Source organism: Roseateles albus (genome assembly GCF_028595345.1).
GTDB classification, from domain to species: Bacteria; Pseudomonadota; Gammaproteobacteria; order Burkholderiales; family Burkholderiaceae_C; genus Paucibacter_A; species Paucibacter_A albus.
Genome location: NZ_JAQQXT010000005.1, coordinates 125,815 through 150,671, shown reverse-complemented (window position 1 = coordinate 150,671; position 24,857 = coordinate 125,815). Strand labels below are relative to the sequence as shown.

The window sequence follows — 24,857 nt, the reverse complement described above, 5'->3', positions numbered from 1 at the left end:
AGGTCGGCGATTATCTCCGGCAGCCTAAGGCGCCACTTTTGGAATGATGATCTCGAACTGCGCGCCCGCACCCGGCTCGCTGCTGACGGTGATGCTGCCGCCCAGCACTGAGCTGACTATGTTGTAGCTGATGTGCAGCCCCAAGCCACTGCCGCCCTGCCCTAATTTGGTGGTGAAGAAGGGTTCGAACACATGCGGCAGATTGGCGGCGCTGATGCCGCGCCCGTTGTCGCTGAAATTGATCTTGATCTGCGCATCGCCCAACGCGCTGGCTTGCAGCGTCAGCAAGCCTTCGCGCCGCCCCTCCAGGCCGTGGATCAGCGCGTTCAACACCAAATTGCTCAGCACCTGGCCGAGCGGGCCGGGGAAGCTGTCAAGCGCCAAGCCCGGCGCAACGTCAAGGCGCAACTCATGGCCCTCGCGGCGCAAGCGGCTACCCAGCGTCTGCGCAATCTCACTGCACAGCTGGTGCAGCTCGAAGGGGCGGCGCTGCTCCGAGGTCTGGTCGACCGCCAATTGCTTGAAGCTGGTCACCAGGCCGGCGGCGCTTTGCAGGCTGCGCACCAGCAACTCGCTCGATTCCTGATTGGCCTGGCAATACTGGTCCAACTCCGAACGTCTGATGCCCCCTTGGCTCAGATGTTGCGAAAACTCGCGGCCGCGGTCCAGCAAGGTGCTGGCCATCAACAAGCTATTGCCAATGGGTGTGTTCAGCTCATGCGCAACGCCCGCCACCAAGGCCCCCAGCGCAGCCATTTTTTCCTGCTCAACCAACTGGGTCTGGGTCAGTTGCAATTGACGGTAAGCATCGGCATTGTCCAGCGCCACTGCCGCGTAAGCACCCAAGGTGCTCAGAATCGCCAGATCATTGGCCGTGAAGCCGTGGCTGCGCTCGCTCAGCATAAAGAGCAGGCCGACCACCTTGCCCTTGAGCAGCATCGGCGCATAGATGCCCGAATGCACCGCCGCCGGATCGGCGCCCGTTTGCAGCTGGATCCGGCTGGCGCCTTCCTGGTTGTTGAGCACGCGGCTATCGCGCTCGATCTGATCCACCAGCAACTCCTTGCCTTGCAGCACCGCTTGCACCGCAGGCATCTCCACCTCAGCCAGACTGCGTATATAGGGCTTGCAGGCCTCGCCGCTATGCATGACAAAGTCGAAGGCCAAGTTACGTGTTTTCCAATTGACCAGGCCAAGCCCGAACACCGAGGCCTCGATCAACTCATCCACCTGCTGATAGAGCGTGCGCTGAATCGAGCCCACATCCAGGGACGCGGTGAGCTGGCGGCCAATTTCGCTCAACAAGGTGATGTCGTGACGGGCCCTTTCGGCCGCTTCCCGGGACTGAAGGGCTAAGGCGGTCTGGGTCAGGGCGATTTGCTTTTCCTGAGCCAGTTGGAGGGTCTGCTGCTGCAGCTCTTGCGTGCGGGCCACGACCTCCTGCTCCAGCTGCGTGCGCGCCCGGTGCAGGCCGCGCACACGCAAGCGATAAGCCGTCCCCAGTGTCAGCAGGACCAGCAGCAGCAGCCCACTGTTCCACCACCAAGTGCGCCAAAACGGCGGCAGCACCTCGACCTCCAGCAACTGCCTGGCTTCGCCCCAAACGCCGTCCGGGTTGGCCGCCTTGGCCATCAAGCGATAGCGCCCAGCGTCCAAGTTCGTATAGGTGGCCAGCCCTACATTGTCTTGGCCATAGATCCAGTCGCGGTCAAAACCTTCGAGCTTCCAGGCATGCTTGAGCAGCGGACTCTTGTCGAAATGAAGCGCTGACAACTCGAAGCTGACCATGGCCTCGCGGGGGCTCAGCTGCACCTTGTTGGCCCGGTGCAGCGGCCCGGTAACGCCCAGATCGGCCAGACTCAAGGGCGGGCCGCTGGCACCATAAAGCCCCGCACTGGCCGGCGCCGGCGCTGCCTCGGGGGCCAGTGATTGATTGAAAACACGCAGATCGCTGAGCACGACCTGAGGCGCGTGGCCATTGTCACGCAAGGCCTCGGGCCGGAAGCGTTGCAAGCCCTTGCCGCCGAAGTAAAGCGTTCCGTCAACGGCGCGGGCGCTGGCGCCAAAGTTGAAACCGCCGCCGAAATGGCTGGCGCTGGGATAAAACCGCGCCCAGCCCTGCTCGGGCTGGAATTCGGTCAGCCCATGTTCACTGCCCATCCAAATACTGCCAAATTGCGCGTCTTGAATCGACTCGAAGGCACCGCTGGGCATGCCCGGCACGTCCGCGAAGGATTTCAGCTGCCAGCTCTCGGCGCCCGGCGTGCGCGACTTGGGCAGCAGCTCAAACAGACCCAGCTCGCTGATCAACCAGATGCGTCCGCCCGCGTCCTGGCGCAGCCCATAGACCTGCAGCGCCGCCGGATTGGGCAGGTCGGCATTGCCCTGCACCGGACGCAAAAACGTCTCGGTGAGCGGATCCCATAGATGCAGGCCGCCCTTGGTGCCTATCCAAAGCCGCCCATCGCGGTCTTGCATCAAGGCATCAACGATGGCGTGATTCAATGCTCCGGCCCGGCCTGCATCGGCCTGAAAACTCTGCACTTGGCCCTTGGCATTGATGCGATAAAGCCCGTTGGAGCTGCCCGCCCAGACCTCGCCGTTTGCCAGCTTCAACAGCGAGCTGATCGAGGCACCCGCAGACGTACTCTGATGCAGCTCGACCGTGCGGCTGCGCTGAGTTTTGGGATCAAACAGCTGCAAACCGCGCTCACCACCGACCCACAGTCGCCCATCCGGCTCGCGCAACAAGGCCTTGATATGCGTTAACGGCATCGCCTCGGGCGCAATGCGCTGAGTCGCCCCGCTGGGCAGATGCAAGCGATTGAGCCCACCACCATAGGTGCCCACCCACAGATGCTCGGCGCCGTCAAAGGCGGTCGCCATCACCACATCGTTGGACAAGCTCAAGGGGTCACCGGGCAGGCTCAGATAGGCCGCAAACCGCCGCCCGCCAAAGTCCGCCAAACTGACCCCGGACATGAGCGTGCCGACCCACAAAATGCCGCTGCGGTCTTGCATCAGCGCGCCGACCGAGTCCGCAGCCAAACTGCTTTCCACCGCCGGCAGGTGCTGAAAGCTCTCGAGCTGCGCCGTCCCCTCGCGCCAACGATGCAAGGCAGGCCGACTGCCCTGGCCGACCCACATCGCGCGGTCCCGGTCCAGCAGCAGAGCAAAGACGCGTTCACGGGGCAGCTGCAATTTCTGCGCCAAGTCATCGGGACGTGGCGATGTGCCGTCGCCCGGAACGCGCCAAGTCTGCAGTCCCCCGGCCATGCCGACCCATAAACGAGCCTGACCATCCAGCGCCAAGCGGTTGACCATCAGGTCCTCCGGCCTGTAGGAAGAAGCCGACAGCCCGTCCAAGGTGCTGAATTGGCGCAGCACCTGGCCGCTTGAATCCAGGTGCAACACTTGGTGGCCACGGCTCAGCCAGACGCCACCCTGGCCATCGGCCAGCAAGGCGCGGGCCGCTGTCTTGTCGGGTGCTTTGTCGGGTGATTTGTCCGGTGATTGGCCCACCGATCCGGCCTGCCAGGGCACAAAACGCCGGCTCGCCTTGTCGAACAAGAGCAGGCCGCCCGTGCTGGCCACCCACAAGCGCCCGGGCGCAGCGGGCGCCAAGGCCAGGATGCGACGTTCCGCCAAGCCCATGCCCTCGGGCATGGGCTGGCGCTGAATCTTCTCGCTCGCCAGATCCATGCGGTCCAAACCGGCGCGGGTGCCGATCCAGAGCTGCCCCTGTTCGTCCTCCAGCAAGGCGTCGATCAAGGAATGGCTGAGCGTGGCGGGCTGATCCTGGCGCGCATAAAAAGCCTTGATGCGGCGCCCGTCATAGCGCGCCAAGCCCGCCGTGGTGCCCAGCCAGACCAGGCCCTGGCTGTCTTGCACCATGCTGAGAACGGCGCCGCCGGGCAGGCCGTCGTCCACCCCCAGTTGCGAAAAGCGCAGGCTGTGAAGCGAGTTGGCCGAGGCCGGCGGCATGACACCCAAACCGAGCAGTGCAAGCCCGCAAACTAGCTTACACAGCATGCGCAGCGGCGGCCGTAGCCCCAATCGTTTCAACATTCGCTCAAATAGAGCCAAAGTCCGCCTCCCAGATTGTTTTCACAAGCATAAACCCAGGTTCGCCGGGATGCAGTTCGGGGCTCTACCGATACCTTGTCAATCAGGGCCACGCAGTGACACCCATTCACAAAAGACCAGAAGACAGTCGATGGGTGGGGCTTGAAAGCTTGGCACTCGCCCATATAATTCGATTGCTAGCACTCAACTCAAGCGAGTGCTAACGATTCAGCAGATCCGGCCCAGCCGGTCTGCGCGAATCTCGAATTGTCCCCATCGGGGTAGCCGGCTCAGCCGAGCGCCTCGACTCAAAGTGTCGAAACTCTCTAGGAGAAGTGATGAATTTGCGTCCTCTGCACGATCGTGTGATCGTTAAACGTCTCGAGCAAGAAACCAAGACTGCCTCGGGCATCTTCATCCCTGACGCAGCGGCCGAAAAGCCCGATCAAGGCGAAGTGCTGGCCGTCGGTAACGGCAAACGCAACGACCGTGGCGACCTGATCGCCCTGAACGTCAAGGTCGGTGACCGCGTTTTGTTCGGCAAGTACAGCGGCCAGACCGTCAAGATTGACGGCAACGAGCTCCTGGTCATGCGCGAAGAAGACCTCTTCGCTGTGGTCGAGAAGTAAAGCTACTCCGCGACGCGCTGGCGTCATTGGGCGAATGCTCGGAATCCTCACGTACAGGAAGTACCCTCCGGTTCCTGCGCTTCGGCCGCTTAGCCAGCACGCCGCCCGCTACGCTTTTCTTCCCAACAATTGATTTGGCAAGCAAAAGCGTGGTCCTTATTCAAGATTTGGAGATATTTTCATGGCAGCAAAAGACGTAGTTTTCGGCGGCGAAGCCCGCGCACGCATGGTTGAAGGCGTGAACATCTTGGCCAATGCGGTCAAGGTGACCCTGGGTCCTAAGGGCCGCAATGTGGTGCTGGAGCGCTCGTACGGCGCCCCTACCGTGACCAAGGACGGTGTGTCCGTGGCCAAGGAAGTGGAACTGAAAGACAAGCTGCAGAACATGGGCGCGCAGATGGTCAAGGAAGTTGCTTCCAAGACCTCCGACAACGCCGGTGACGGCACCACGACTGCTACCGTGCTGGCACAAGCCATCGTGCGCGAAGGCATGAAGTATGTGGCCGCCGGCATGAACCCGATGGATCTGAAGCGCGGCATCGACAAGGCAGTGACTGCCCTGGTCGCCGAGCTGAAGAAGGCTTCGAAGGCCACCACGACTTCCAAGGAAATCGCGCAAGTTGGTTCGATCTCGGCCAATAGCGACGAGTCGATCGGCAAGATCATCGCCGACGCGATGGACAAGGTCGGCAAGGAAGGCGTCATCACCGTCGAAGACGGCAAGTCGCTGGACAACGAGTTGGACGTCGTCGAAGGCATGCAATTCGACCGCGGCTACCTGAGCCCTTACTTCATCAACAACCCAGAGAAGCAAGCCGCTCTGTTGGACAACCCTTTCGTGCTGCTGTACGACAAGAAGATCTCCAACATCCGTGACCTGCTGCCGACATTGGAGCAAGTCGCCAAGTCGGGCCGTCCACTGCTGATCATTGCAGAAGACGTCGAAGGCGAAGCGCTGGCAACGCTGGTGGTCAACACCATCCGCGGCATCCTGAAGGTTGTGGCCGTCAAGGCTCCAGGTTTTGGCGATCGCCGCAAGGCCATGCTGGAAGACATCGCCATCCTGACCGGCGGCAAGGTCATCGCCGAAGAAGTCGGCCTGACACTGGAGAAGGTCACTTTGGCCGATCTGGGCCAAGCCAAGCGCGTCGAAGTGGGCAAGGAAAACACCACCATCATCGACGGCCTGGGCGCAGCTAGCGACATCGAAGCACGTGTCAAGCAAGTGCGTATCCAGATCGAAGAAGCGACCAGCGACTACGACCGTGAAAAGCTGCAAGAGCGCGTGGCCAAGCTGGCCGGCGGTGTTGCACTGATCAAGGTTGGCGCTGCCACCGAAGTCGAAATGAAGGAAAAGAAGGCCCGCGTTGAAGACGCCCTGCACGCCACGCGCGCTGCTGTAGAAGAAGGCATCGTGGCCGGTGGCGGCGTGGCTCTGCTGCGCGCCAAGCAAGCTGCTGGCACCATTGTTGGCGCCAACGCCGACCAAGACGCCGGTATCAAGCTGGTGTTGAAGGCGATCGAAGCGCCTCTGCGCGAGATCGTTTACAACGCCGGTGGCGAAGCCAGCGTTGTCGTGAATGCAGTGTTGGCCGGTTCGGGCAACTACGGCTTCAACGCTGCCAATGACAGCTATGGCGACATGATCGAAATGGGTATCCTGGACCCAACCAAGGTGACACGTACTGCATTGCAGAACGCCGCTTCGGTCGCTTCGCTGATGCTGACGACCGAGTGCATGATCGCTGAAACACCGAAGGACGAAGCACCTGCCGGCGGCGGCATGGGCGGCGGCATGGGCGGTATGGGCGGCATGGGCGATATGGGCATGTAATGCCTGCCTTCAAAGCCGCAAGGCTTTGAGCTCAGCAAGCCAAAAGGGGCCGCAGCAATGCGGCCCCTTTTTCGTTTATCGCGAATGCGTTGAATAGTACCCACCGCAAGCGGCAGCACTCTGCGCCTGCGACTGATAATTGCCGGCTGAGGCCCAGGATTTGCTCGGCCCCATCTCTAGTCAACCCTGTGGGGTCCACGTCAATCCATGTCCTCTGCCCTATCCCTCTCCTCTTTGCTGAACGAAGTACGGCTCGAAACGCCGCCGCTGAGCCGCGATTTGCAGGCCGCCATCCAAAGCGAGTTGGACGCCAGGGCCAAGCATTTCCATTTGCTTGAAGGCTGGCGCCGCATGCGCGGCCGTTTCGCCACCGATTTCGTCGACGCTTTACTGCCCTTGCTGCAGGCCGCCGAGCGGGGCGAAGACCCCTTGCAGCGCCGCTCGGCCAACCTGGATGCACTCAGCCTGGTCGACGAGCGTCAGGCTTTGCAGGATGTCGCCGTTGCCCATGTCATTCAGGCCGCCGAGGATCGCAGCGGCCCAGAGTTGCACCAACTCAGCAATTTCTTCGCTGCCTTGCGTGGCACGGCGCGGGCCCGCAAAAACGAAAACCCGGTGCGCGTCGCCCTTTTTGCGCAGGCCTTGTTGGTCGCCCTGTCGAGCATCGAGTTGGAGCCGCAGCAACGCTATGAGCTGATGCGTGTCGCCGCCACGCCGCTGGCGCTAGGCTTGCACCGCATTTATGCGGCGCTATGCGCCAAGCTGCGGGCCGCCGACGTCAGCCATATGGTGTCCAGCCATGCCGCGCGGGCACAGGACTACGACATTGCCCAGCGCATGGCGCAAGGGCGCCGCAATACCGAGCCTGCCACCTTGGACGGCCTGGCCCGCCGCGTCCAAGAACACAACAGCCGTGCGCCCAGGAATGGGGCGGACAGCACGGTGGCGCCGGTCTTCAAGGCCGATCAAAGCCCCGATATGCTGAGCCGTCTGTATGAGCAGATTCTGGCCGACACACGTTTGCTGCCGCCCCTGAAAGCCTTGCTGGCGCGGCTGCAAGTGGCCGTCGTGCGCCTGGCTCGCCACGACAACAGCCTGCTGCACAAGCAAGACCACCCCACCTGGGCCTTGCTCAACCGCGTGGCCGCTCACGGCATGGCATTCGAGCGTGCCGATGACGAACAGTTGCAGGCCTTTCTACGCCTGATGACAACCGAGATTCAAGTCTTGATCGACGCAGCGCGGCCCACTGCGGTGCAGTTTGAGCAAGTGCTGGGCCGGGTGGAGCACCACTTGAGCAGCCAAGCGCAAGAGCGCAGCAAGCGCAACGCGCAGGCCTTGGCCTCCCTGGAGCGCGAGCAAATGCGCCCGCAATGGCGGCAATTGCTGGGAGAGCAAATCAAAGCCCAAACAGCCGATGCTCCCTTAGGTCCAAAGCTGCGACAGTTTTTGCATTCAACTTGGGTCGATGTGATCGTGCAGGCCATGGTGTTGCACGGTCAGACCTCGGCGCAGGCCTTGGCGCACATCGAATGGGTTGATCATCTCTTGGAGAGCCTGCAGCAGCCCTCCGATGAGGCAGCGCGCGAGCGTTTGCGCCAAAGCCTACCCGGCCTGATTGATGCATTGCGCGAGGGCTGCGACAGCGTCGCTCTGCATGCCGACCAGCGCGAACAGGTGCTGCGGGAGTTGATGTTGCAGCATGGCCGCCTTCTGCGCGGACTACCGGCCTTGCTGACCCCGATCGATGCGCCGGCCGCCGTCACCGCCAAAGCAGAGCCCAGCCCAGAGGAATTGCTGGAACGTTTGTTGAACGAGCGCGAAAGCGAGCTGCCCGAGCATTGGGCGCATGCAAAAGTAGACCGAGGGCAGCTGCCGACCGTGCCTATGCAGCTCTTTGAGCAACATGATCACGATGCCTCGGCGGCAGCGGTCTCCAACTGGATGTCACGCCAGCGGGTGGGCGGCTGGTATCACTTATTCATCCAAAGCGAGTGGATGACGGCTCAGCTTGCGTGGATCAGTGACAAAGAGCAGTTCTACCTCTTCATCGGCCAAAACACCGAGCAACGCCACACCATCACGCGCGGAGCGCTAGAACGCTTGCTGGCCAATGGTTTGATCACCGCCCTGGACGACGACAACCTCGTCCAGCATGCGGTGGACACCTTGATGCAGGATCTTCTGCCCGGCGCCTAACTGATGAATTACGCAGCGCCGTCAGCTTGACCGGCGCCATCGGCAATCTCAGCCGCGGCGGTCTTGGGCACTGGGTGGACCCAAGCATGCAGGATCTGCGCGGCCTTGCCGACGCCTTGCTTTTTCAGCGCCGAGAACAGCATCACCGTGATATCCGACTCCGCGCTGGCGTTCTCGGCCAAGAAAGCCCGCGTGCCGAACAGCGCCGCATCGGCATCTTTGCGGTTGAGCTTGTCGGATTTGGTCAGCAAAACCAGCAATTTGATCTCTCCGGTACTGACACGCGGCGTCACGAATTCCAGCAACTGCTTGTCAAGATCGGTCATGCCCAGACGCGAATCCACCATCAGCACCACGCCCGACAGTGAACGGCGCACCTCCAGATAGTCCGCCATCACCTTTTGCCAGCGGAGCTTGGCCGAGCGTGCCACCGCCGCGTAGCCATAGCCGGGCAAGTCGGCAAACCAGGCGTCGGCGGCGTCTTTGGGGCCGAGTTCGAACAAATTGATATGCTGCGTGCGGCCCGGTGTTTTGGACGCAAACGCCAGCCGTTTTTGCTGCGCCAAGGTATTGATCGCGGTGGACTTGCCGGCGTTGGAGCGCCCCACGAAGGCGATTTCGGGCAACTCATTGGCCTGCAAATGCACCAACTCGCTGGCGGTGGTCAGAAAACGGGCCGTATGGGTCCAGCCCAACGCCACTTTTTCCGTTGGAGTTGTCTCAATTTGCGCAGAATGCTGCGACACAGGAGTGGTGTTGGTCATGGATTGTTCTGGCTGAATGGATTGCCATTGTAAAATCTTAAAGTTGCGCTTACCGAATCTATAAATTCATGACTAAGACTGCCGCTTTTCTGACTTCTGGCCTTTTGGGCCTTTTGCTTGCTTCCGCCGCTGTTGCGAACGAGGCCGTCGCGCCCGCCAAGCCAGATCTGGTCAAGGGTCAAGCGACCTCGACTCAAGTCTGTGCCGCCTGCCATACGGCCGACGGCTCACGCGGCAGCCCTGCCAACCCGATCTTGCAGGGTCAGCACCCGCAGTACTTGGTCAAGCAATTGACCGAGTTCAAGACGGGCCAGCGTAGGAACGCCGTCATGCAAGGCATGGCCGCCACGCTATCTGAAGAAGACATGCGCAACGTCGCCGCCTTCTACGCCTCCAAGCAGGCCAAACCCGGTTTCTCCAAGAACGCCGGCCTGGTGTCGCTGGGTGAACGCATCTACCGCGGCGGCATTGCCGATCGCCAGATCCCTGCTTGCGCCGCCTGCCACAGCCCGAACGGCGCCGGCATTCCGGCCCAGTACCCCCGCTTGGCCGGTCAGCACAGTGACTACACCGAACTGCAGCTGAATGCCTTCCGCTCCGGCACCCGTGCCAACAGCCTGCAAATGAACGGCGTCGCGGCAAAGATGAACGACCGCGAAATCAAGGCCGTGTCGGACTACATTGCCGGCCTGCGCTAAAGCAAATTTCGGCACTCGTCATAGGGCCGATCCGCTGATAAGTTTTAAATCTGCAAAAGGCCGGTGAATCTCACCGGTCTTTTTTTTGCTCGCACCGCAACGCAACCCATGTCAATTGACACTGTCCCCATGAGTGAGTCCCCGAGCGCCCCTGCAAACAGGCCCCGCAACAGCATCGGCAGTGATCTGCTCGACCTGCTGTCATCGATGCGTTTTGCGATCGCGCTGCTGACGGTCATTTGCATTGCCTCCACCATTGGCACGGTCGTCAAACAGCGCGAGCCGCTGAACAACTATGTCAATCAGTTTGGTCCATTTTGGGCCGAGGTGTTTGGCAAGTTCGACCTCTACACGGTTTATGGTGCTTGGTGGTTTTTGCTGATCCTGGCCTTTTTGGTCACATCGACCAGCTTGTGCATCGCACGCAACGCGCCAAAGATTTTTCATGATCTGAAGAATTTCAAAGAGTCTGTGCGCGAGCAGTCGCTGCAGTCCTTCCACCACAAGGCGCTAGGACACATCGCCACCGGCCCCGAGTTAGCCCTGAGCCAAGTCACCGCTTACTTGAGCGCCGAAGGCTGGAAGGCACGCGTACAGGTGCGCGACAAGGGCGTGATGGTCGCGGCGCGCAAGGGCGCTGCCAACAAACTCGGCTATCTGGCCGCGCATTCATCCATTGTGCTGATTTGCCTGGGCGGCCTGCTCGACGGGGATTTGCTGGTGCGGGCGCTGATGTGGGCGCAAAACAAAACCATCTACCAAGGCGGCGGCTTGATCAGCGAAGTCAAGCCCGAACACCGCTTGCCGACCAACAACCCGAGTTTTCGCGGCAATCTGATGGTGCCCGAAGGTGGCCGCGCTGCGACGGCGATTTTGAGCATGCCCAATGGCGTGGTGCTGCAGGACCTGCCCTTCGATGTAGAGCTGCAAAAGTTCATCGTTGAGTATTACGAAACCGGCATGCCCAAGCTGTTTGCCAGCGAGATCAGCATCCGCGACCACGAAACCGGCGCCATCACTCAAGCCAAGGTCAAGGTCAATGAGCCCGCCTTTCACCGTGGCATCGCGATTTACCAAAGCAGCTTCGAAGACGGCGGCTCCGACCTGAAGATGATTGCCCGCCCCATGGGCAAGGCCGGCAGCAACATCAGCAGCAACGCGGCCAAGCCCTTCACGATCGAAGGCCGGGTCGGCGGCAGCACCGAGCTGAAAAGTGATGAACAGACCTTGAAGCTGGAGTTTGCCGGGCTGCGCGTCATCAACGTCGAAAACCTAGGCGGCGCGCCGACTGCAGGCGGCACCGATGTACGCAAGGTGGATCTGGTCAACTCGCTGCAAAGCCACCTGGGCAGCGGCGCCAAGACCCGCACCGACAAAGAGCTGCGCAATGTCGGCCCCTCGTTCAGCTACCGGCTGCGCGACGCGTCCGGCCAAGCGCGCGAGTACAACAACTATATGGTGCCGGTGGAGTTGGACGGGCAACGCGTCTTCTTGGCCGGCGTGCGTGAATCGACCTCCGAGACCTTCCGCTACCTGCGCATCCCGGCCGATGACAAAATGAGCATGGACGGTTGGCTGCAATTACGCCAGGCCTTGCTGGACCCTGCCGAGCGCGAACGCGCCGCCAAACGCTATGCCGAGGCCGCCACCCCGACTGACAAGCCGCAAATGACGCCGCAGCTGCAAGCCACCGCGCGGCGTGCCTTGGCGCTGTTTGCCGGCGCAGAAAGCGTCAAAGCAGACAATAAATCCGGTGCAAATCTACCCGGCGGCTTGCCGGCCTTGTCGCAATTCATCGAGAGCGAAGTGCCCGAAGCGGAACGCCAGCGCGTCTCCGAAGTGCTGTTGCGCATCCTCAACGGCAGCTTGTTCGAACTCTACAAACAGAATCGACTGCAGGCCGGTTTGCCTGCAGCCCCTGCCGATGCTGCAACGCAAGCCTTTATGACGCAGTCGGTCTTGGCCTTGTCGGACAGCATGTTCTACCCGGCGCCTGTGCTCTTGCAGCTGGATGAGTTCAAACAAGTCCAGGCCAGCGTCTTCCAGGTGACCCGCGCGCCGGGGCAAAAACTGGTCTATTTGGGCGCCATCCTGCTGATCATCGGCGTATTCGCTATGCTCTATGTCAGAGAGCGCCGCTTGTGGGTCTGGCTGGAGCCGGCACCCGGGCAAAGCGAGGCGACGCGTATCCGCATGGCCCTGTCCTGCAGCCGCGAGACCCCGGACACCGCGACCGAATTCACACAGCTCAAGCACGATATTTTGAAAGACAGCGTATGAACAGCGCCACCCACCCGGCCGCCAACGGCCTCAAGCTCCAAGCACCCGGCGCACGCGGCCCGCTCGGCAGCCGTGATGTTTTCGACTGGCTGTTTGCCGCGCTGATCATCGCCGGCGGGCTGTTTGCCTTCACACGCTATGGCGCGTCGATGGATGTGTATGAGAAAGGCATCCTGATCTTCGCGATGCCAGCCTTGATCGCGCTGGGCTGGTTCTGGCGGCCGCTGCGCTTGTTGGTGGTCTTGGCCGGTGCGGCCAGCCTGCTGGCGATCAATCTTTATGGTCAACACACGGACGCTTTCGGTGCCGACTTGGCCGCTGCCGACAAGGTCTTCTGGCTCAAGTACATGCTCTCCAGCCAGAGCGCCATTCTGTGGATGAGCTTGCTGTTTTTCATGAGCACCTTGTTCTATTGGGGTGGCTTCTTCGCCAAGACGGGCGAGACCAGCGCAGCCGAAGCGATTGGCTCCAAGCTGGCCTGGGGCGCTGTTTTTATGGCGCTGGTGGGCACCATGGTGCGCTGGTTCGAGAGCCATCAGATCGCTCCCGATATCGGCCATATCCCGGTCAGCAATCTCTACGAAGTCTTTGTGCTGTTTTGCTGGATGACGGCGCTGTTCTACCTCTATTACGAAGCCCGGTTCAAGACCCGCTCACTGGGCGCCTATGTGCTGCTGGTGATCAGCGCAGCGGTCAGCTTCTTGCTTTGGTACACCGTGGCGCGCGAGGCGCATGAGATTCAACCGCTGGTGCCTGCACTGCAAAGCTGGTGGATGAAGATCCACGTGCCCGCCAATTTCGTCGGTTACGGCACTTTTGCCTTGGCGGCGATGGTGGCGCTGGCCTATCTGCTCAAGACCGCCTCACAGCGCGCGCTGTTGATCGGCTTGGTCGGTCTGCCGCTGGCTTTGATTGGCGCCATTCTGGCGGCGCGTTTCTTTGCTGCCGACCTGCCGCCAGAAACGATACAAGGCCTGGACGGCTGGGCTCGCAAGATGGGCGGCTTGCTGGTGTTCTTCGGCATATGTATTGCTTTTCGCACACCGCTCACCGCGCGCCTGCCGGCCCTGCCCATCCTTGAAGACTTGATGTACAAGGCGATTGCGCTGGGCTTTGCCTTCTTCACCATCGCCACAATTCTGGGCGCCTTCTGGGCGGCCGAAGCCTGGGGCGGCTACTGGAGCTGGGATCCGAAAGAAACCTGGGCGCTGATCGTCTGGCTCAACTATGCGGCCTGGCTGCATATGCGATTGATGAAGGGCTTGCGCGGCATGGTGTCGGCCTGGTGGGCGCTGAGTGGCTTGGTCGTGACGACCTTTGCCTTCCTGGGCGTCAATATGTTCTTGTCGGGTCTGCACTCTTACGGCACGCTCTAAGCCGATGCCAACACTGCTGCGCTTACTGGGTTTCTACCTTGTTCTGAGTGCGGCAGCCTGTGACAGCAGGGCCGACACGGTACGCATCGCCACCGGTGAGCTGCCGCCCTATGCGACAGAGTCGCGCCCCGACAAAGGCATCGCCTTGAGCATCGTGCGGCGCGCCTTCGAATTGGCGGGCCACAAGGCAGAGTTTTACTTTCAGCCCTGGTCGCGCGCGCAGATGGAGACCAAGTCCGGCCTATGGGACGCCTCGGCGCACTGGGGCGCATCGGCCGAGCGGCGGCGCGACTTTTTGCTCAGCGACAACATCCTGACCGAACAATGGCTGATCGTGCACCGCAAGAGCATCGCGCTGCAATGGACGCAGCCGCGTGATCTGCGCCCCTACACCCTGGGCGTGATACGCGACTACACCTACACCCCCGAGTTCTGGGCCTTGATCCGCAGCAATGAGCTGCGCAGCGACAACACGCCCAACGATCTGGCCGGTTTGCGAAAAATGATACGCGGGCGCATCGACGCGATGCCGATGGAGCGCAACGTCGCTTGCGACCTGCTAACTCATAACTTCAGCGCTCAGGAGCGGGAAGAATTCGCAGCCCACCCGCGCTTGCTGACCGACAGCTTCAGCACTCACCTGATCTTGCCGCCACAGCAGCCCCGCAGCGCTGCACTGCTGGCCGACTTCAACCGCGGGCTCAAGGCACTGCGCGACAGTGGTGAGCATGCGCGGCTCTTGCAGACCGTGCAATGCCCGCCAAGCTGGGCCAATAGCGCCCTGCCCTTGCGCTGACGAGATTTCGTCAAATCACGTAAGCTTTTGGCGATTGGCGCGACAGAAGATAAAGCTAGCGCCCACAACCGATCGAAAGTTGCCCCATGTTCAGCAAAAGTCCGCTCATCTCCGCCTCGGAAATCACCCCTCAAGCCGCCTACGAGGAGCGCCGCCAATGGCTGCGCCTGATGGCCAGCGGGGCAGCAGGCACAGCCTTGGCCAGTTGGGCCGGCCGCGAGGCTCTGGCGCAGGTACCAGGCGGCGGCAAACTGCCCAAGCTGCCCGGTGCGCGCAGCGCGGTGGCAGGTAGTTTGGTGATGGACAAGCCGACCAGCTACCAAGATGCCAGCACCTACAACAACTTCTATGAGTTTGGCACCGACAAGGCCGACCCTGCACGCACCGCCGGCTCGCTCAAGACTCGGCCCTGGAGCGTGAGCGTCGAGGGCGAAGTCGGCAAGCCCGGCGTGTTCGATCTGGACAGCTTGCTCAAGCTCAGCCCCATGGAGGAGCGCGTCTATCGGCTGCGCTGCGTCGAAGGTTGGTCGATGGTCATTCCATGGGTCGGCTACTCCTTGGCCGAGCTGATCAAAAAGGTCGAGCCCACCTCCAAGGCCAAGTTCGTCGAATTCACGACACTGGCCGACAAATCCCAGATGCCGGGCCTGCGCGGCGGCTCGCTGGACTGGCCCTATGTCGAAGGCCTGCGCATCGACGAGGCCATGCATCCACTGACATTGCTGGCCTTCGGCATGTATGGCGAGGTCTTGCCGAACCAGAACGGCGCGCCGCTGCGCTTGGTCGTGCCCTGGAAGTACGGCTTCAAGTCTGCCAAATCCATCGTCAAGATCCGCTTCGTCGAGAAGCAACCCACCAGCAGCTGGACCAAGGCGGCGCAGCAAGAATATGGTTTCTATTCCAACGTCAACCCGCAGGTCGACCATCCGCGCTGGAGCCAGGCGTCGGAACGCCGCATCGGCGAAGACGGGCTGTTCGCCAAGAAGCGGCCGACGCTGATGTTCAACGGCTATGCCGATCAGGTGGGTCAGCTCTACGCCGGCATGGACTTGAAGCGCAACTTCTGAGATGGCGCGTCGCTCGCTCTGGCTGCACCCCGCCGCCAAACCGCTGCTTTTTGCGCTGTGCCTGCTGCCCTTGCTTTATTTGGTCTGGGCGGCAGCGAGCAATCAACTCGGCGCCAACCCGGCCGAGGCGCTGATACGGGGTTTGGGTGACTGGAGCTTGCGCGCGCTATGCCTGACGCTGGCTGTCACGCCCGCGCGCCAGCTGTTCAATCTGCCGGCCTTGGCGCGTTTTCGCCGCATGCTGGGCCTGTTCACCTTTTTCTACGCCTCACTGCATCTGCTGTCTTACGCCTGGCTGGACATGGGCTTGGTGCCGGCCGATATCGCCAAAGACATCGCCAAGCGGCCGTTTATTCTGATGGGCTTCACGGCCTGGCTCTTGTTGTTACCCTTGGCCGCCACCTCCTTCAACCGCGCCATCAAGGCCCTGGGCGCCAAGCGCTGGCAGACCTTGCACAAGGCGGTCTACGCCGTCGCAGTGATAGGCATGCTGCACTTCATCTGGATGCGCGCGGGCAAGCAGAATTTTGGCGAGCCGTTGATTTATGGCCTGGTGCTGGCCGTGCTCATGGGCTGGCGCCTTCAAAGGATTCGGCGCGGCCGGGGATAATCGGGCAGTCACCTCCACGCCTTCGCCCCTCGACATGCCCGATTCTCAGCCGCCCAACCCCTACGACGTTGCCATCATCGGCGGCGGGCCGGCCGGCTGCAGCGCGGCTTCTTGGCTGCATCAGCTGGGCCTGAGCGTTGCCCTGATCGAGCGTGAGCCGCAGCTCTGCGCCGGCTTGCAGTCGCTGCAGTTCGGCCAAGACTGGGTGCTGGGTGCGCCAGGCCAGAACCTCGCGACCTTGGGCCAGCAGTACGCGCGCCACATCGAAAGCCTGCCCGCCGTGCAAGTCTTGCTCGGCCAAGCACTTGCCCATCTGGATTGGGCCGCCGACGCAGCTTGGCGCTTGCAGCTGGCTGATGGCCGCAGCCTGAACGCACGCGCGCTCTTGCTCGCCACAGGCCTGAAGCCCCTGCGCCCCGAGCTCTATTTCCCTCCGGCCGCAAGGCCTAGCCCGCGCCTGATGGACGCGCTGAGCCTGACCGCTTGTCGCGATCAACTGCCCGCCGGCCGCATACTGCTCTTGGGTGGCGGCGACAACGCGGCCGAAAACGCCTTGTTCCTGCAGGCGCGCGGCCACCAGGTCACGCTTTGGTCGCGCAGCGATTGGCGCGCCCAGCAAAGCCTGGTGGAGCGACTCAAAGCCCAGGCCGGGGTCATCACCATGCGCCCGCGCAATCCCATGCCGACGCGCTTGTTGGCCGATGAACAGGGGGTCACGGTGCAGTCACAGCAGTTCGGTGACGAGCGCTTTGACCATGTGGCCGTGCTCTTGGGCTTCGAGGCCGAGCCGAGTGCCTGGCTCTTGGTTGGCGACGCGCTACAGCGCGCCGGCATCACCGCGCCGTCCCACCCCTTCCGCGACGAGCCGCGCTTTTCCCCGCTGGGCCTGTTCATCGCCGGCGACGCCAGCGGCCACCAGCATCCCAGCGCGCAGACCGCGCTTGGCGACGGCGTCGTCGCGGCCAAGGCGGTGGAGGCATTTCTGCGCCCCTTGAGCGAAGGCCAGCCGACGCTGGCGATGCGCCGCAACAACCGCCAGATCATTCACATCACCGGCCTGCGCTTCGGCGCGAATCTGGGTGTGCTGGACTTCGAGCGCGAAGGTCCGCAGCCAATCCAGGTCGATGCCGAGGTCAATCTTGGCGCGCAGGCCATCGTCTCGCGCGACGCCGACATCGGCCATGTGCTGGACTACCGCCGCGTGCGCGCCATCATCATCGACGAGTGCACGGCCGAGCACACCGATCTGCTGGAAGCGCTGCTGGGCAAGCTCTGCACGCGCTTGATGAAGCTGCCCGGCGTCGCCGGTGTGCGCATCAAAGTGACCAAGTTAGAAATTTTCCCCGACTGCCAAGTCGCCATCAGTGCCGAATGCGGCGCTTGGTAAACCCCTGAAGTCTTATGACCGCCATGAATACCGAAACCTTCGCCCGCCCCGAATTGGACGACGTCGAGACCAAAGACGACCCCAAGCTGTCGGTCGAGCTCAAAAAACTCTCCAAACGCCTGCATCGCCAGGTCGGCCAGGCCATCGTCGACTACAACATGATCGAAGAAGGCGACAAGGTGATGGTCTGCCTGTCCGGCGGCAAAGACAGCTATTCGATGCTGGACATCCTGCTCAATATGCAGCAGCGCGCGCCCATCAATTTCGAAATCGTGGCGGTCAATCTGGACCAAAAACAGCCCGGTTTCCCCGAGCACATCCTGCCCGAGTATCTGAAGGCGCGCGGCGTGCCCTTCCATATCGAGGAGCAAGACACCTACTCCATCGTCAAGCGCCTGGTGCCCGAAGGCAAAACGACCTGCTCGCTGTGCTCGCGCCTGCGCCGAGGCAATTTGTACCGCGTGGCCGAGGAGTTAGGTGCCACCAAGATCGCGCTGGGTCACCACCGCGATGACATCATCGTCACCCTGCTGCTGAATATGTTCTTCGGCGCGCGCATGAAGGGCATGCCACCAAAGCTGGTCAGCGACACCGGCCGCCATGTGGTGATTCGCCCGCTGGCCTATGTGGCCGAACCCGATCTGGTGCGCTGGGCCGCGCACCGCGAGTTCCCCATCATTCCGTGCAATTTATGCGGTAGCCAAGAAAACCTGCAGCGCGTGCAGGTCAAGGCGATGATCAATGAATGGGAGACCAAGTACCCCGGCCGGCTTGAAAATATGTTCACCGCCATGAGCAAGGTCGTGCCCTCGCACATGATGGACCGCGAGCTCTTCCCCTTCCAAACCCTCAAAGCCACCGGCGTACCGGACGCCAATGGCGACATCGCCTTTGACGAGGACGAGAGCTGCGCGCCGCAGCCGCAGGCACAAAGCTCGGTCATCACATTGCGCCCACGCTGAATGCGCCTGCTGCTGGTCGAAGACGATTTGATGATTGGCGAGAGCCTGCGCCTGGCCTTGCGCCAGGACGGCTACGCGGTCGACTGGGTGCGCGACATCAGCGCTGCCAAGGCTACGCTGGCGAGTGAGCGCTTCGACCTGGTGCTGCTGGATCTGGGCCTGCCCGAGGGCGGGCCTCAGCCTGCTCATCCCGCTCATTCCGCTCAGTCCAGCAGCGGCCCCGCTGCCAGCGGCTTGGATGTGCTCAAGGCACTGCGCGCACGCCAGGACAACACGCCGGTGATCGTGCTGACCGCACGCGACGGGCCGGGCGAGCGCGTGTTGGGCCTGGACAGCGGCGCCGACGACTATCTGGTCAAACCCTTTGAGCTGGATGAGCTCAATGCGCGCATACGCGCGGTGCTGCGCCGGCACAGCGGCCGCAGCCAGCCGCTCTTGACTTGCGGTGCCGTCAGCTTGGACCCCGCAACCCGTCAGGTCACGGTGAGCGGCCAACCCGTCCTGCTGTCGGCCCGCGAGCTGGCCCTGCTGGAGGCCTTGATGCAGCGGCCCGGCGCCCTGCTGTCACGCGCCCAACTGGAAGACCGCCTTTACGGCTGGGGCGAGGAGATCGAGAGCAATGCGGTGACGGTCTATATCCACCAATTGCGCCGCAAACTCGGGGCCGACTTCATCCAGAATATGCGCGGGGTCGGCTACTACATCGGCTCGCCCAAGGCTGGCGGCGGCGAAAGTTCATGAGCTTGAATTCGATGCGCGCGCGCTTGCTGCTGAGCCTGCTGGCTCTGTTGGCGGCCGCAGCGCTGGTGATGGGGGCCAGCAGCTACCGCACGGTGCTGGCAGAGACCGAGGCCTTGTTCGACTATCAGCTGCGCCAGATGGCTCTGGCGCTGCGCGATCAAGGCGAGATCGCGCCCAGCCAGGCGCGCACCTTGGGGGACGAGCAACTCGACTTCGTCGTGCAGATCTGGACCGCCGATGGCCGCAGCATCTATGCCTCCCGCGAGCATGCCAATCTGCCGGCGCGCGCCTTGCTGGGCTTGGCCGAAATCAATGTCGCCGGCCAGCGCTGGCGCACCTTCAGCGTGGCCACACCGGGCCGGGTGATCCAAGTTGCGCAGCCGGTGCAGATTCGCCAAAAGCTCGCGGCAGCGGCCGCCCTGCGCAGCGTGCTGCCGCTGCTCTGGCTGGCACCCTTGCTGGCCTTGTTGGGTTGGTGGCTGAGCGCTTTGACCGTGGCGCCGCTGCGAGCGGTTGCGGCCGAGGTCAGCCAGCGTGATGCACAGGCCCTGGCGGCGCTGCCCACGGCCGGTTTGCCTGATGACGTCGCACCCTTGGTCAAGGCGCTGAATGCCTTGTTGCAAAGGCTGGGCAGCTCGCTGGATCAGCAGCGTGCTTTTGTGGCCGATGCCGCGCATGAGCTGCGCTCGCCGCTGACCGCTTTAAAGCTGCAAGCCCAGCTGCTGCAGCGTGCACCGACCGAGGCCGACCGCGCCGCTGCCATGGCCGCCTTGACCGCCGGCATCGAACGTGCCGCCCGCTTGGTTGAGCAGTTGCTGGCGCTGGCGCGCGCCGAGCCCGGCGGCCCGGCGCTGGTCCTGCAGACGCTGGACTTGAGCGAGTTGGTGCGCGGCGTGATGGCCGACTGTCTGCCGCTCGCCCTGGCGCGCGGCACCGAGCTGAGCTTGCAGGCCGAGGCGCCCGTCCAAGTGCAAGCGGAGCCGGCGGCGCTGGCCATGCTGGTGCGCAATCTGCTCGACAACGCCTTACGCCACGGCAAGGCCGGCGGTCAAGTCGAATTGAGCGTTACCAACACAGAAGGCCGAGCAACGCTGTGGGTTGATGATGATGGGCCCGGCATTCCGCCGCAAGACCGCGAGCGGGTATTTGATCGTTTCTACCGCCGCAACCCCGGCGGCGCTGGTCAAAGCACGATCGGCTCCGGCCTGGGCCTGGCCATCGCGCGCAATCTGGCCGAGCAGCATGGCGCCAGCATCAGCCTGGGCGACTCGCCGCTGGGCGGCCTGCGGGTCAGCCTAACTTTCGCCTAATCTTGGCCTAATCAGGCCCTAATCGGCCAAGCCTATCGTTCAGTTCATGCGGAATCTTCCGCGGCTTTGACGACAGGAAAACGCCATGAACATCAAACCACTGAATGCAGCCTTGCTGGCTGCGGGCCTGGCCGCAGGCGGTGTGGCCACTGCACTGATCGCGCCGCAATGGCTGAAGTCTGACCCCGCTCAGCATCAAGCGACGAGTGCGAATGCACTTGCAGCCACCGGCACTAACGAAGCAACTGCTCAGCAGCTGCAAAGCCCACAGATCGCCCCCGTCCCCTACCTGAACGCCGGCGGTGCGCCAGACTTCCGCGCCATCGTCAAGCAGGCCGGCCCGGCCGTGGTCGGCGTGACCGTCGAAGGCATGCGCCATGCCAGCCGTGAAGAGCAAGGCATGCCCGAAGCCTTCAGCGACCCGCAGTCGCCCTTCTCGCAGTTCTTCCGCGGCCAACCCGGCCAGCGTGGCCGCGAGCAAGGCGGTCAGCCTTTCCGCGGCCAGGGCTCGGGCTTCATCATCAGCAGCGACGGCCTGATCCTGACCAATGCCCATGTGGTCAATGACGCCAAGGAGGTCACCATCAAGCTCAGCGACCGGCGCGAGTTTTCCGCCAAGGTCCTGGGGCTGGACAAGGCCACCGACATCGCGGTTTTGCGTATCGAAGGCAAAGACTTGCCGACCGTGCGCCTGGGCGACCCGCGCCAGTTGGAGGTCGGTGACCCGGTGTTGGCAATTGGCGCGCCCTTCGGCTTGGAGCAGACCGCCACGCAAGGCATCGTCAGCGCCAAGGGCCGCTCGCTGCCCAATGACGCGGTCGTGCCTTTCATCCAGACCGACGCCGCCGTCAACCCCGGCAATTCCGGCGGCCCGCTGTTTGACGGCTCGGGCGGCGTGATCGGCATCAACTCGCAGATCTATTCGCAGTCCGGCGGCTACCAAGGCCTGAGCTTTGCGATCCCGATCAATGTGGCCTTGAAGGTCAAGGATCAGATCGTTGCGACCGGTAGCGCCCAACACGCCAAGCTCGGCGTCGCCGTGCAAGACCTGAACCAGTCGCTGGCCGATTCCTTCGGTATGGCAAGGCCCGACGGTGCTTTGATCGCGCAAGTCAGCCCAAACAGCGCCGCCGCCAAGGCCGGGCTCAAGCCCGGCGATGTGGTCACCGAGGTAGACGGCGAACCGGTCGTGCGCTCGGGCGCCTTGTCCAGCCTGATCGGCCTGTCGGCACCTGGTGACAAGGTCAAGCTGAAGATCTGGCGCGACCAAGCGCCGCAAACCCTGGACATCGTCTTGGGTGGCGCCGAGGCCGAGGCCAAAGTGGCCAGCACAGCCGCCGCCCCGCAAGGCCGGCTAGGCCTGGCGCTGCGCCCCTTGAGCAAAGAGGAATCACGCGCCGTAGGTGGCGCGGCCGGCCTCCTGATAGAAGACGCAGACGGGCCGGCAGCGCGTGCCGGCGTCAACGCCGGCGACGTGCTCTTGGCCATCAATGGCCGCCCGGCACAGTCCAGCGAGCAGGTGCGCGACGTCTTGGCCAAATCCGGAAATATGGTGGCCTTGCTGATCCAACGCGGCGACAACAAGATCTTTGTGCCGGTGAAGCTGGGCTGAGCCCCGCCCTCCGCGCCCCTTGGGCAGCGGGCTAGCGCAGCTCGCGGCCCAGCAAACGCTCCAGCGTGCCCCGTGGCGAAGCCTCGGGACGCTGCTGGTGCGCCGCGTCGAGATAGAAGGTTTGCTCCATCATGTACTGCCCGCCCATCGCGGCATGCAGCACTTGGTCGCTGAACACCACCCAGGTCGTACCGGGCGCAAAGTCGACTCGGGCTTGCGGACTGCTCCGCTGAAATTCGGCGTCAGCCTTGGCCAGATCGTGCAGCTTGAGCATCAGGTGGTCGCTTTCGGTGCGGCGGCGCTTGGTGATGTGCAGCATTTCCAACAAGGCTGCCGAGCCATAAATCGGCCGACCGATCTTCGGCAAATAGCGCTTGGCATGATCCTCGAAGGGCTCGCCTACGCGCCATTGGCGCGGCAGCCCGTTTGGATTGATATTGCAAAAAACGCGCAGCAGCCTTGTGCCCTGCATGGGGTTGGACGGGAAGGCATCGACATGTAGACGCGTGTCGTCCTTGCGCCAGCTGGTCTCTCGCCCGGCCACATTGACCGTCCTGAACGAGCTATTGCCGCGCCGCAGATGCCCCCGGTAATGCGGGAACAAGCGCAGTGCCAGAGCCTCACTTTGCTCGGCGTAGCGGCCAATCATCGCCTGCAGCGCCGCCAGATCGGCAGCGTCGCCGGCGGCACCCCGCAGTTCATTGGCCGGCCAACGCACCGAAATATTCTTGGCTTTTGCATCGGCCCAGCGAGGGTCCAAGAACTTGCGCTCGGCCGGCGTCAAAACAAAGGGCAAGTTGGGGAACTGCAGAACTTCCCCGGCCTCAATCACAGCCTCAACGCCCCGAGTCGGCCCGTCTTCGGACCAAGTGCTGTCGGGATACACGCGGATTGGAGTAATGCTGCTCATAGATTCAAGACTGGTCGATGAAGGGTGATTTGACGCCTTGAATATTAACTTGCAGCGTCGCCGCCAAAGCTCGTCATTTCTCGGCCACGTGGCCCCGCCATAATTGCGGCTTCTCAGACCGTACCCACCACACTCATGTCGCTGAATATTGTCATCATGGCCGCGGGCAAAGGCACCCGCATGAAGTCCGCCCTGCCCAAGGTGCTGCACAAACTGGCCGGCCGCTCGCTCCTGCAACATGTGCTGAACATGACCGAAGGCCTAGGCGGCGCGCGCAATGTGGTGATCACCGGCCATGGCGCCGAAGTGGTCGAAGCGGCAGTCGCCGGCCCCGGTGTGCAGTTCGTGCGCCAGATGCCTCAGCTCGGCACCGGCCATGCGATCCAGCAGGCGGTGCCCGCCATCGAAGGTGATGGCACGACGCTGATCCTCAACGGCGATGTGCCCTTGATCAAGCAGGCCACGGCGCGCCGACTGGTCGAGGCCTGCGACGGCAAGGCGCTGGTGCTGCTGACCATCCATTTGAGCGACCCCAGCGGCTATGGCCGCATCCTGCGCCAAGGCGGCACGGCGGACGGCAATGTGCTGGCCATCGTTGAACACAAAGACGCCAGCCCCGAGCAGCGCGGCATCAAGGAAGGCTATACCGGCATGATGGCCGCGCCCACGGCGGCACTGAAGCGCTGGGTGAGCCAGCTGAACAACAACAATGTGCAGGGCGAGTACTACCTGACCGACATCGTCGCGATGGCGGTGGCCGAAGGCGTGCCGGTCTTGGGCATTGCCGCACCGAACGAAACCGAAGTCTTGGGTGTCAACAGTCCGGTGCAATTGGCCGATCTGGAGCGCCGCTTTCAGCGCGAACAGGCGAATGACTTGCTGGAAGCCGGGGTGCGTCTGGCCGACCCGACGCGCTTCGATCTGCGCGGCACTTTGAGCTGCGGCCAAGATGTCGAGATCGACGTCAACTGCGTCTTTGAAGGCCAAGTCAGTCTGGGCGACGGCGTGCGCATCGGCGCCAACTGCGTGATCCGCAATGCCACGATCGGCGCCGGCGCCCGTATCCATGAATTCACCCATATCGACGGCGAGGCCCAAGGCGTCAAGGTCGGCGCGGGCGCCTTGGTCGGGCCTTTCGCGCGGCTGCGGCCCGGTGCCGATCTGGGCGAGGAAGTGCATATCGGCAACTTCGTCGAGGTCAAAAACTCCACCCTGGCCAAGGGCGCCAAGGCCAACCATCTGGCCTATTTGGGCGACGCCACCGTCGGCGAGCGCGTCAACTACGGCGCCGGCTCCATCACCGCCAACTACGACGGCGCCAACAAACACCGCACCGAAATCGGCGCCGATGTGCATGTCGGCTCGAATTGCGTGTTGATCGCTCCGGTGGTCATTGGCGCCGGCGCCACCATTGGCGGCGGTTCCACCATCAGCAAAAACGTTGCCACCGGTGAGCTAAGTGTTGCGCGCGGCAAACAGGTGGCCATTGCGGGATGGACAAGACCGGTCAAGAAACGCTGACGAATGCCGACCGCGTGCGCGATAATTCACGCCGACGGTCGCTTTCACCGCGCGCTCCCCCCGATTTGCGGGAAGCGCCGGCCGGGGCCTCCGCCT

General features: G+C 62.8%; 18 protein-coding genes and 1 pseudogene. 16 read left to right on the top strand and 3 right to left on the bottom strand.

All coding sequences use genetic code 11. The annotated features are described in order from the left end of the window. Positions 1–24: 24 nt before the first annotated feature. Complete coding sequence (locus tag PRZ03_RS10075) at positions 25–4,068, bottom strand: two-component regulator propeller domain-containing protein (RefSeq protein ID WP_273600195.1); 4,044 nt, start codon at positions 4,066–4,068, stop codon at positions 25–27. A gap of 335 nt (positions 4,069–4,403) precedes the next feature. On the opposite strand from PRZ03_RS10075, the gene groES reads away from it, so the two are divergent. The 3 genes from groES to PRZ03_RS10060 all read left to right on the top strand — a co-directional run bounded on the left by groES (position 4,404) and on the right by PRZ03_RS10060 (position 8,727). Beyond that, positions 4,404–4,694 carry a co-chaperone GroES gene (gene groES / locus PRZ03_RS10070; RefSeq protein WP_263534656.1) on the top strand — a complete coding sequence of 97 codons (291 nt, stop codon included), beginning with the start codon at positions 4,404–4,406 and terminating at the stop codon, positions 4,692–4,694. A 181-nt stretch (positions 4,695–4,875) separates the two neighbouring features. Next, positions 4,876–6,528 (top strand): chaperonin GroEL, encoded by a 1,653-nt coding sequence (gene groL, locus PRZ03_RS10065; RefSeq protein ID WP_273600194.1) that lies wholly within the window; start codon positions 4,876–4,878, stop codon positions 6,526–6,528. A gap of 207 nt (positions 6,529–6,735) precedes the next feature. Beyond that, entirely contained in the window at positions 6,736–8,727 is a 1,992-nt protein-coding gene (locus PRZ03_RS10060; protein ID WP_273600193.1) for a DUF1631 family protein, read from the top strand. Positions 8,728–8,735: 8 nt separating this feature from the next. Here PRZ03_RS10060 and yihA read toward each other — a convergent pair whose 3' ends face one another. After that, positions 8,736–9,491: a ribosome biogenesis GTP-binding protein YihA/YsxC gene (yihA, locus tag PRZ03_RS10055; protein WP_273600192.1), complete on the bottom strand. Its 756-nt coding sequence runs from the start codon at positions 9,489–9,491 to the stop codon at positions 8,736–8,738. Between the two features lie 68 nt (positions 9,492–9,559). Here yihA and PRZ03_RS10050 point away from each other — a divergent pair, with 68 nt between their 5' ends. From PRZ03_RS10050 to PRZ03_RS09995, 12 genes and pseudogenes are all read left to right on the top strand, one after another. After that, positions 9,560–10,189: a c-type cytochrome gene (locus tag PRZ03_RS10050; protein WP_263534660.1), complete on the top strand. Its 630-nt coding sequence runs from the start codon at positions 9,560–9,562 to the stop codon at positions 10,187–10,189. A gap of 129 nt (positions 10,190–10,318) precedes the next feature. Further along, positions 10,319–12,469 (top strand): cytochrome c biogenesis protein ResB, encoded by a 2,151-nt coding sequence (locus tag PRZ03_RS10045; RefSeq protein ID WP_273600191.1) that lies wholly within the window; start codon positions 10,319–10,321, stop codon positions 12,467–12,469. Next, positions 12,466–13,845: a c-type cytochrome biogenesis protein CcsB gene (ccsB, locus tag PRZ03_RS10040; RefSeq protein WP_273600190.1), complete on the top strand. Its 1,380-nt coding sequence runs from the start codon at positions 12,466–12,468 to the stop codon at positions 13,843–13,845. The genes PRZ03_RS10045 and ccsB overlap by 4 nt, the downstream gene beginning before the upstream one ends. A gap of 4 nt (positions 13,846–13,849) precedes the next feature. After that, entirely contained in the window at positions 13,850–14,641 is a 792-nt protein-coding gene (locus tag PRZ03_RS10035; protein ID WP_263534663.1) for a substrate-binding periplasmic protein, read from the top strand. An 86-nt stretch (positions 14,642–14,727) separates the two neighbouring features. Further along, positions 14,728–15,708 carry a protein-methionine-sulfoxide reductase catalytic subunit MsrP gene (msrP, locus tag PRZ03_RS10030; protein ID WP_273600189.1) on the top strand — a complete coding sequence of 327 codons (981 nt, stop codon included), beginning with the start codon at positions 14,728–14,730 and terminating at the stop codon, positions 15,706–15,708. A gap of 1 nt (position 15,709) precedes the next feature. Then, the gene (locus PRZ03_RS10025; RefSeq protein WP_273600188.1) at positions 15,710–16,318 is read left to right on the top strand and encodes a protein-methionine-sulfoxide reductase heme-binding subunit MsrQ; all 609 of its coding nucleotides are present in this window, start codon (positions 15,710–15,712) and stop codon (positions 16,316–16,318) included. Then, positions 16,254–17,252: pseudogene (locus PRZ03_RS10020) on the top strand (NAD(P)/FAD-dependent oxidoreductase); the annotation flags it as partial. The gene PRZ03_RS10025 and the pseudogene PRZ03_RS10020, both read left to right, overlap by 65 nt. An 84-nt stretch (positions 17,253–17,336) precedes the next feature. After that, positions 17,337–17,705 (top strand): dihydroneopterin aldolase, encoded by a 369-nt coding sequence (locus PRZ03_RS10015; RefSeq protein WP_263534779.1) that lies wholly within the window; start codon positions 17,337–17,339, stop codon positions 17,703–17,705. A gap of 23 nt (positions 17,706–17,728) precedes the next feature. Beyond that, positions 17,729–18,667 carry a tRNA 2-thiocytidine(32) synthetase TtcA gene (gene ttcA, locus PRZ03_RS10010; protein WP_273600187.1) on the top strand — a complete coding sequence of 313 codons (939 nt, stop codon included), beginning with the start codon at positions 17,729–17,731 and terminating at the stop codon, positions 18,665–18,667. After that, positions 18,668–19,408, top strand: a complete 741-nt coding sequence (locus tag PRZ03_RS10005; protein WP_273600186.1) for a response regulator transcription factor — start codon at positions 18,668–18,670, stop codon at positions 19,406–19,408. It abuts the gene before it with no gap. Continuing rightward, on the top strand, positions 19,405–20,718 hold the full coding sequence (locus tag PRZ03_RS10000; RefSeq protein ID WP_273600185.1) for a sensor histidine kinase: 1,314 nt from the start codon (positions 19,405–19,407) through the stop codon (positions 20,716–20,718). The genes PRZ03_RS10005 and PRZ03_RS10000 overlap by 4 nt, the downstream gene beginning before the upstream one ends. An 85-nt stretch (positions 20,719–20,803) precedes the next feature. Further along, positions 20,804–22,330, top strand: a complete 1,527-nt coding sequence (locus PRZ03_RS09995) for a Do family serine endopeptidase (RefSeq protein ID WP_273600184.1) — start codon at positions 20,804–20,806, stop codon at positions 22,328–22,330. Between the two features lie 31 nt (positions 22,331–22,361). On the opposite strand, the gene PRZ03_RS09990 is transcribed toward PRZ03_RS09995, so the two are convergent. Further along, a complete protein-coding gene (locus PRZ03_RS09990) occupies positions 22,362–23,240 on the bottom strand; it encodes a Kdo hydroxylase family protein (RefSeq protein WP_273600183.1) in 879 nt (292 codons plus the stop codon). Between the two features lie 135 nt (positions 23,241–23,375). Between PRZ03_RS09990 and glmU the strand changes: the two genes are divergently transcribed. Beyond that, positions 23,376–24,761: a bifunctional UDP-N-acetylglucosamine diphosphorylase/glucosamine-1-phosphate N-acetyltransferase GlmU gene (gene glmU, locus PRZ03_RS09985; protein WP_273600182.1), complete on the top strand. Its 1,386-nt coding sequence runs from the start codon at positions 23,376–23,378 to the stop codon at positions 24,759–24,761. The last annotated feature ends 96 nt before the right edge of the window (positions 24,762–24,857 follow it).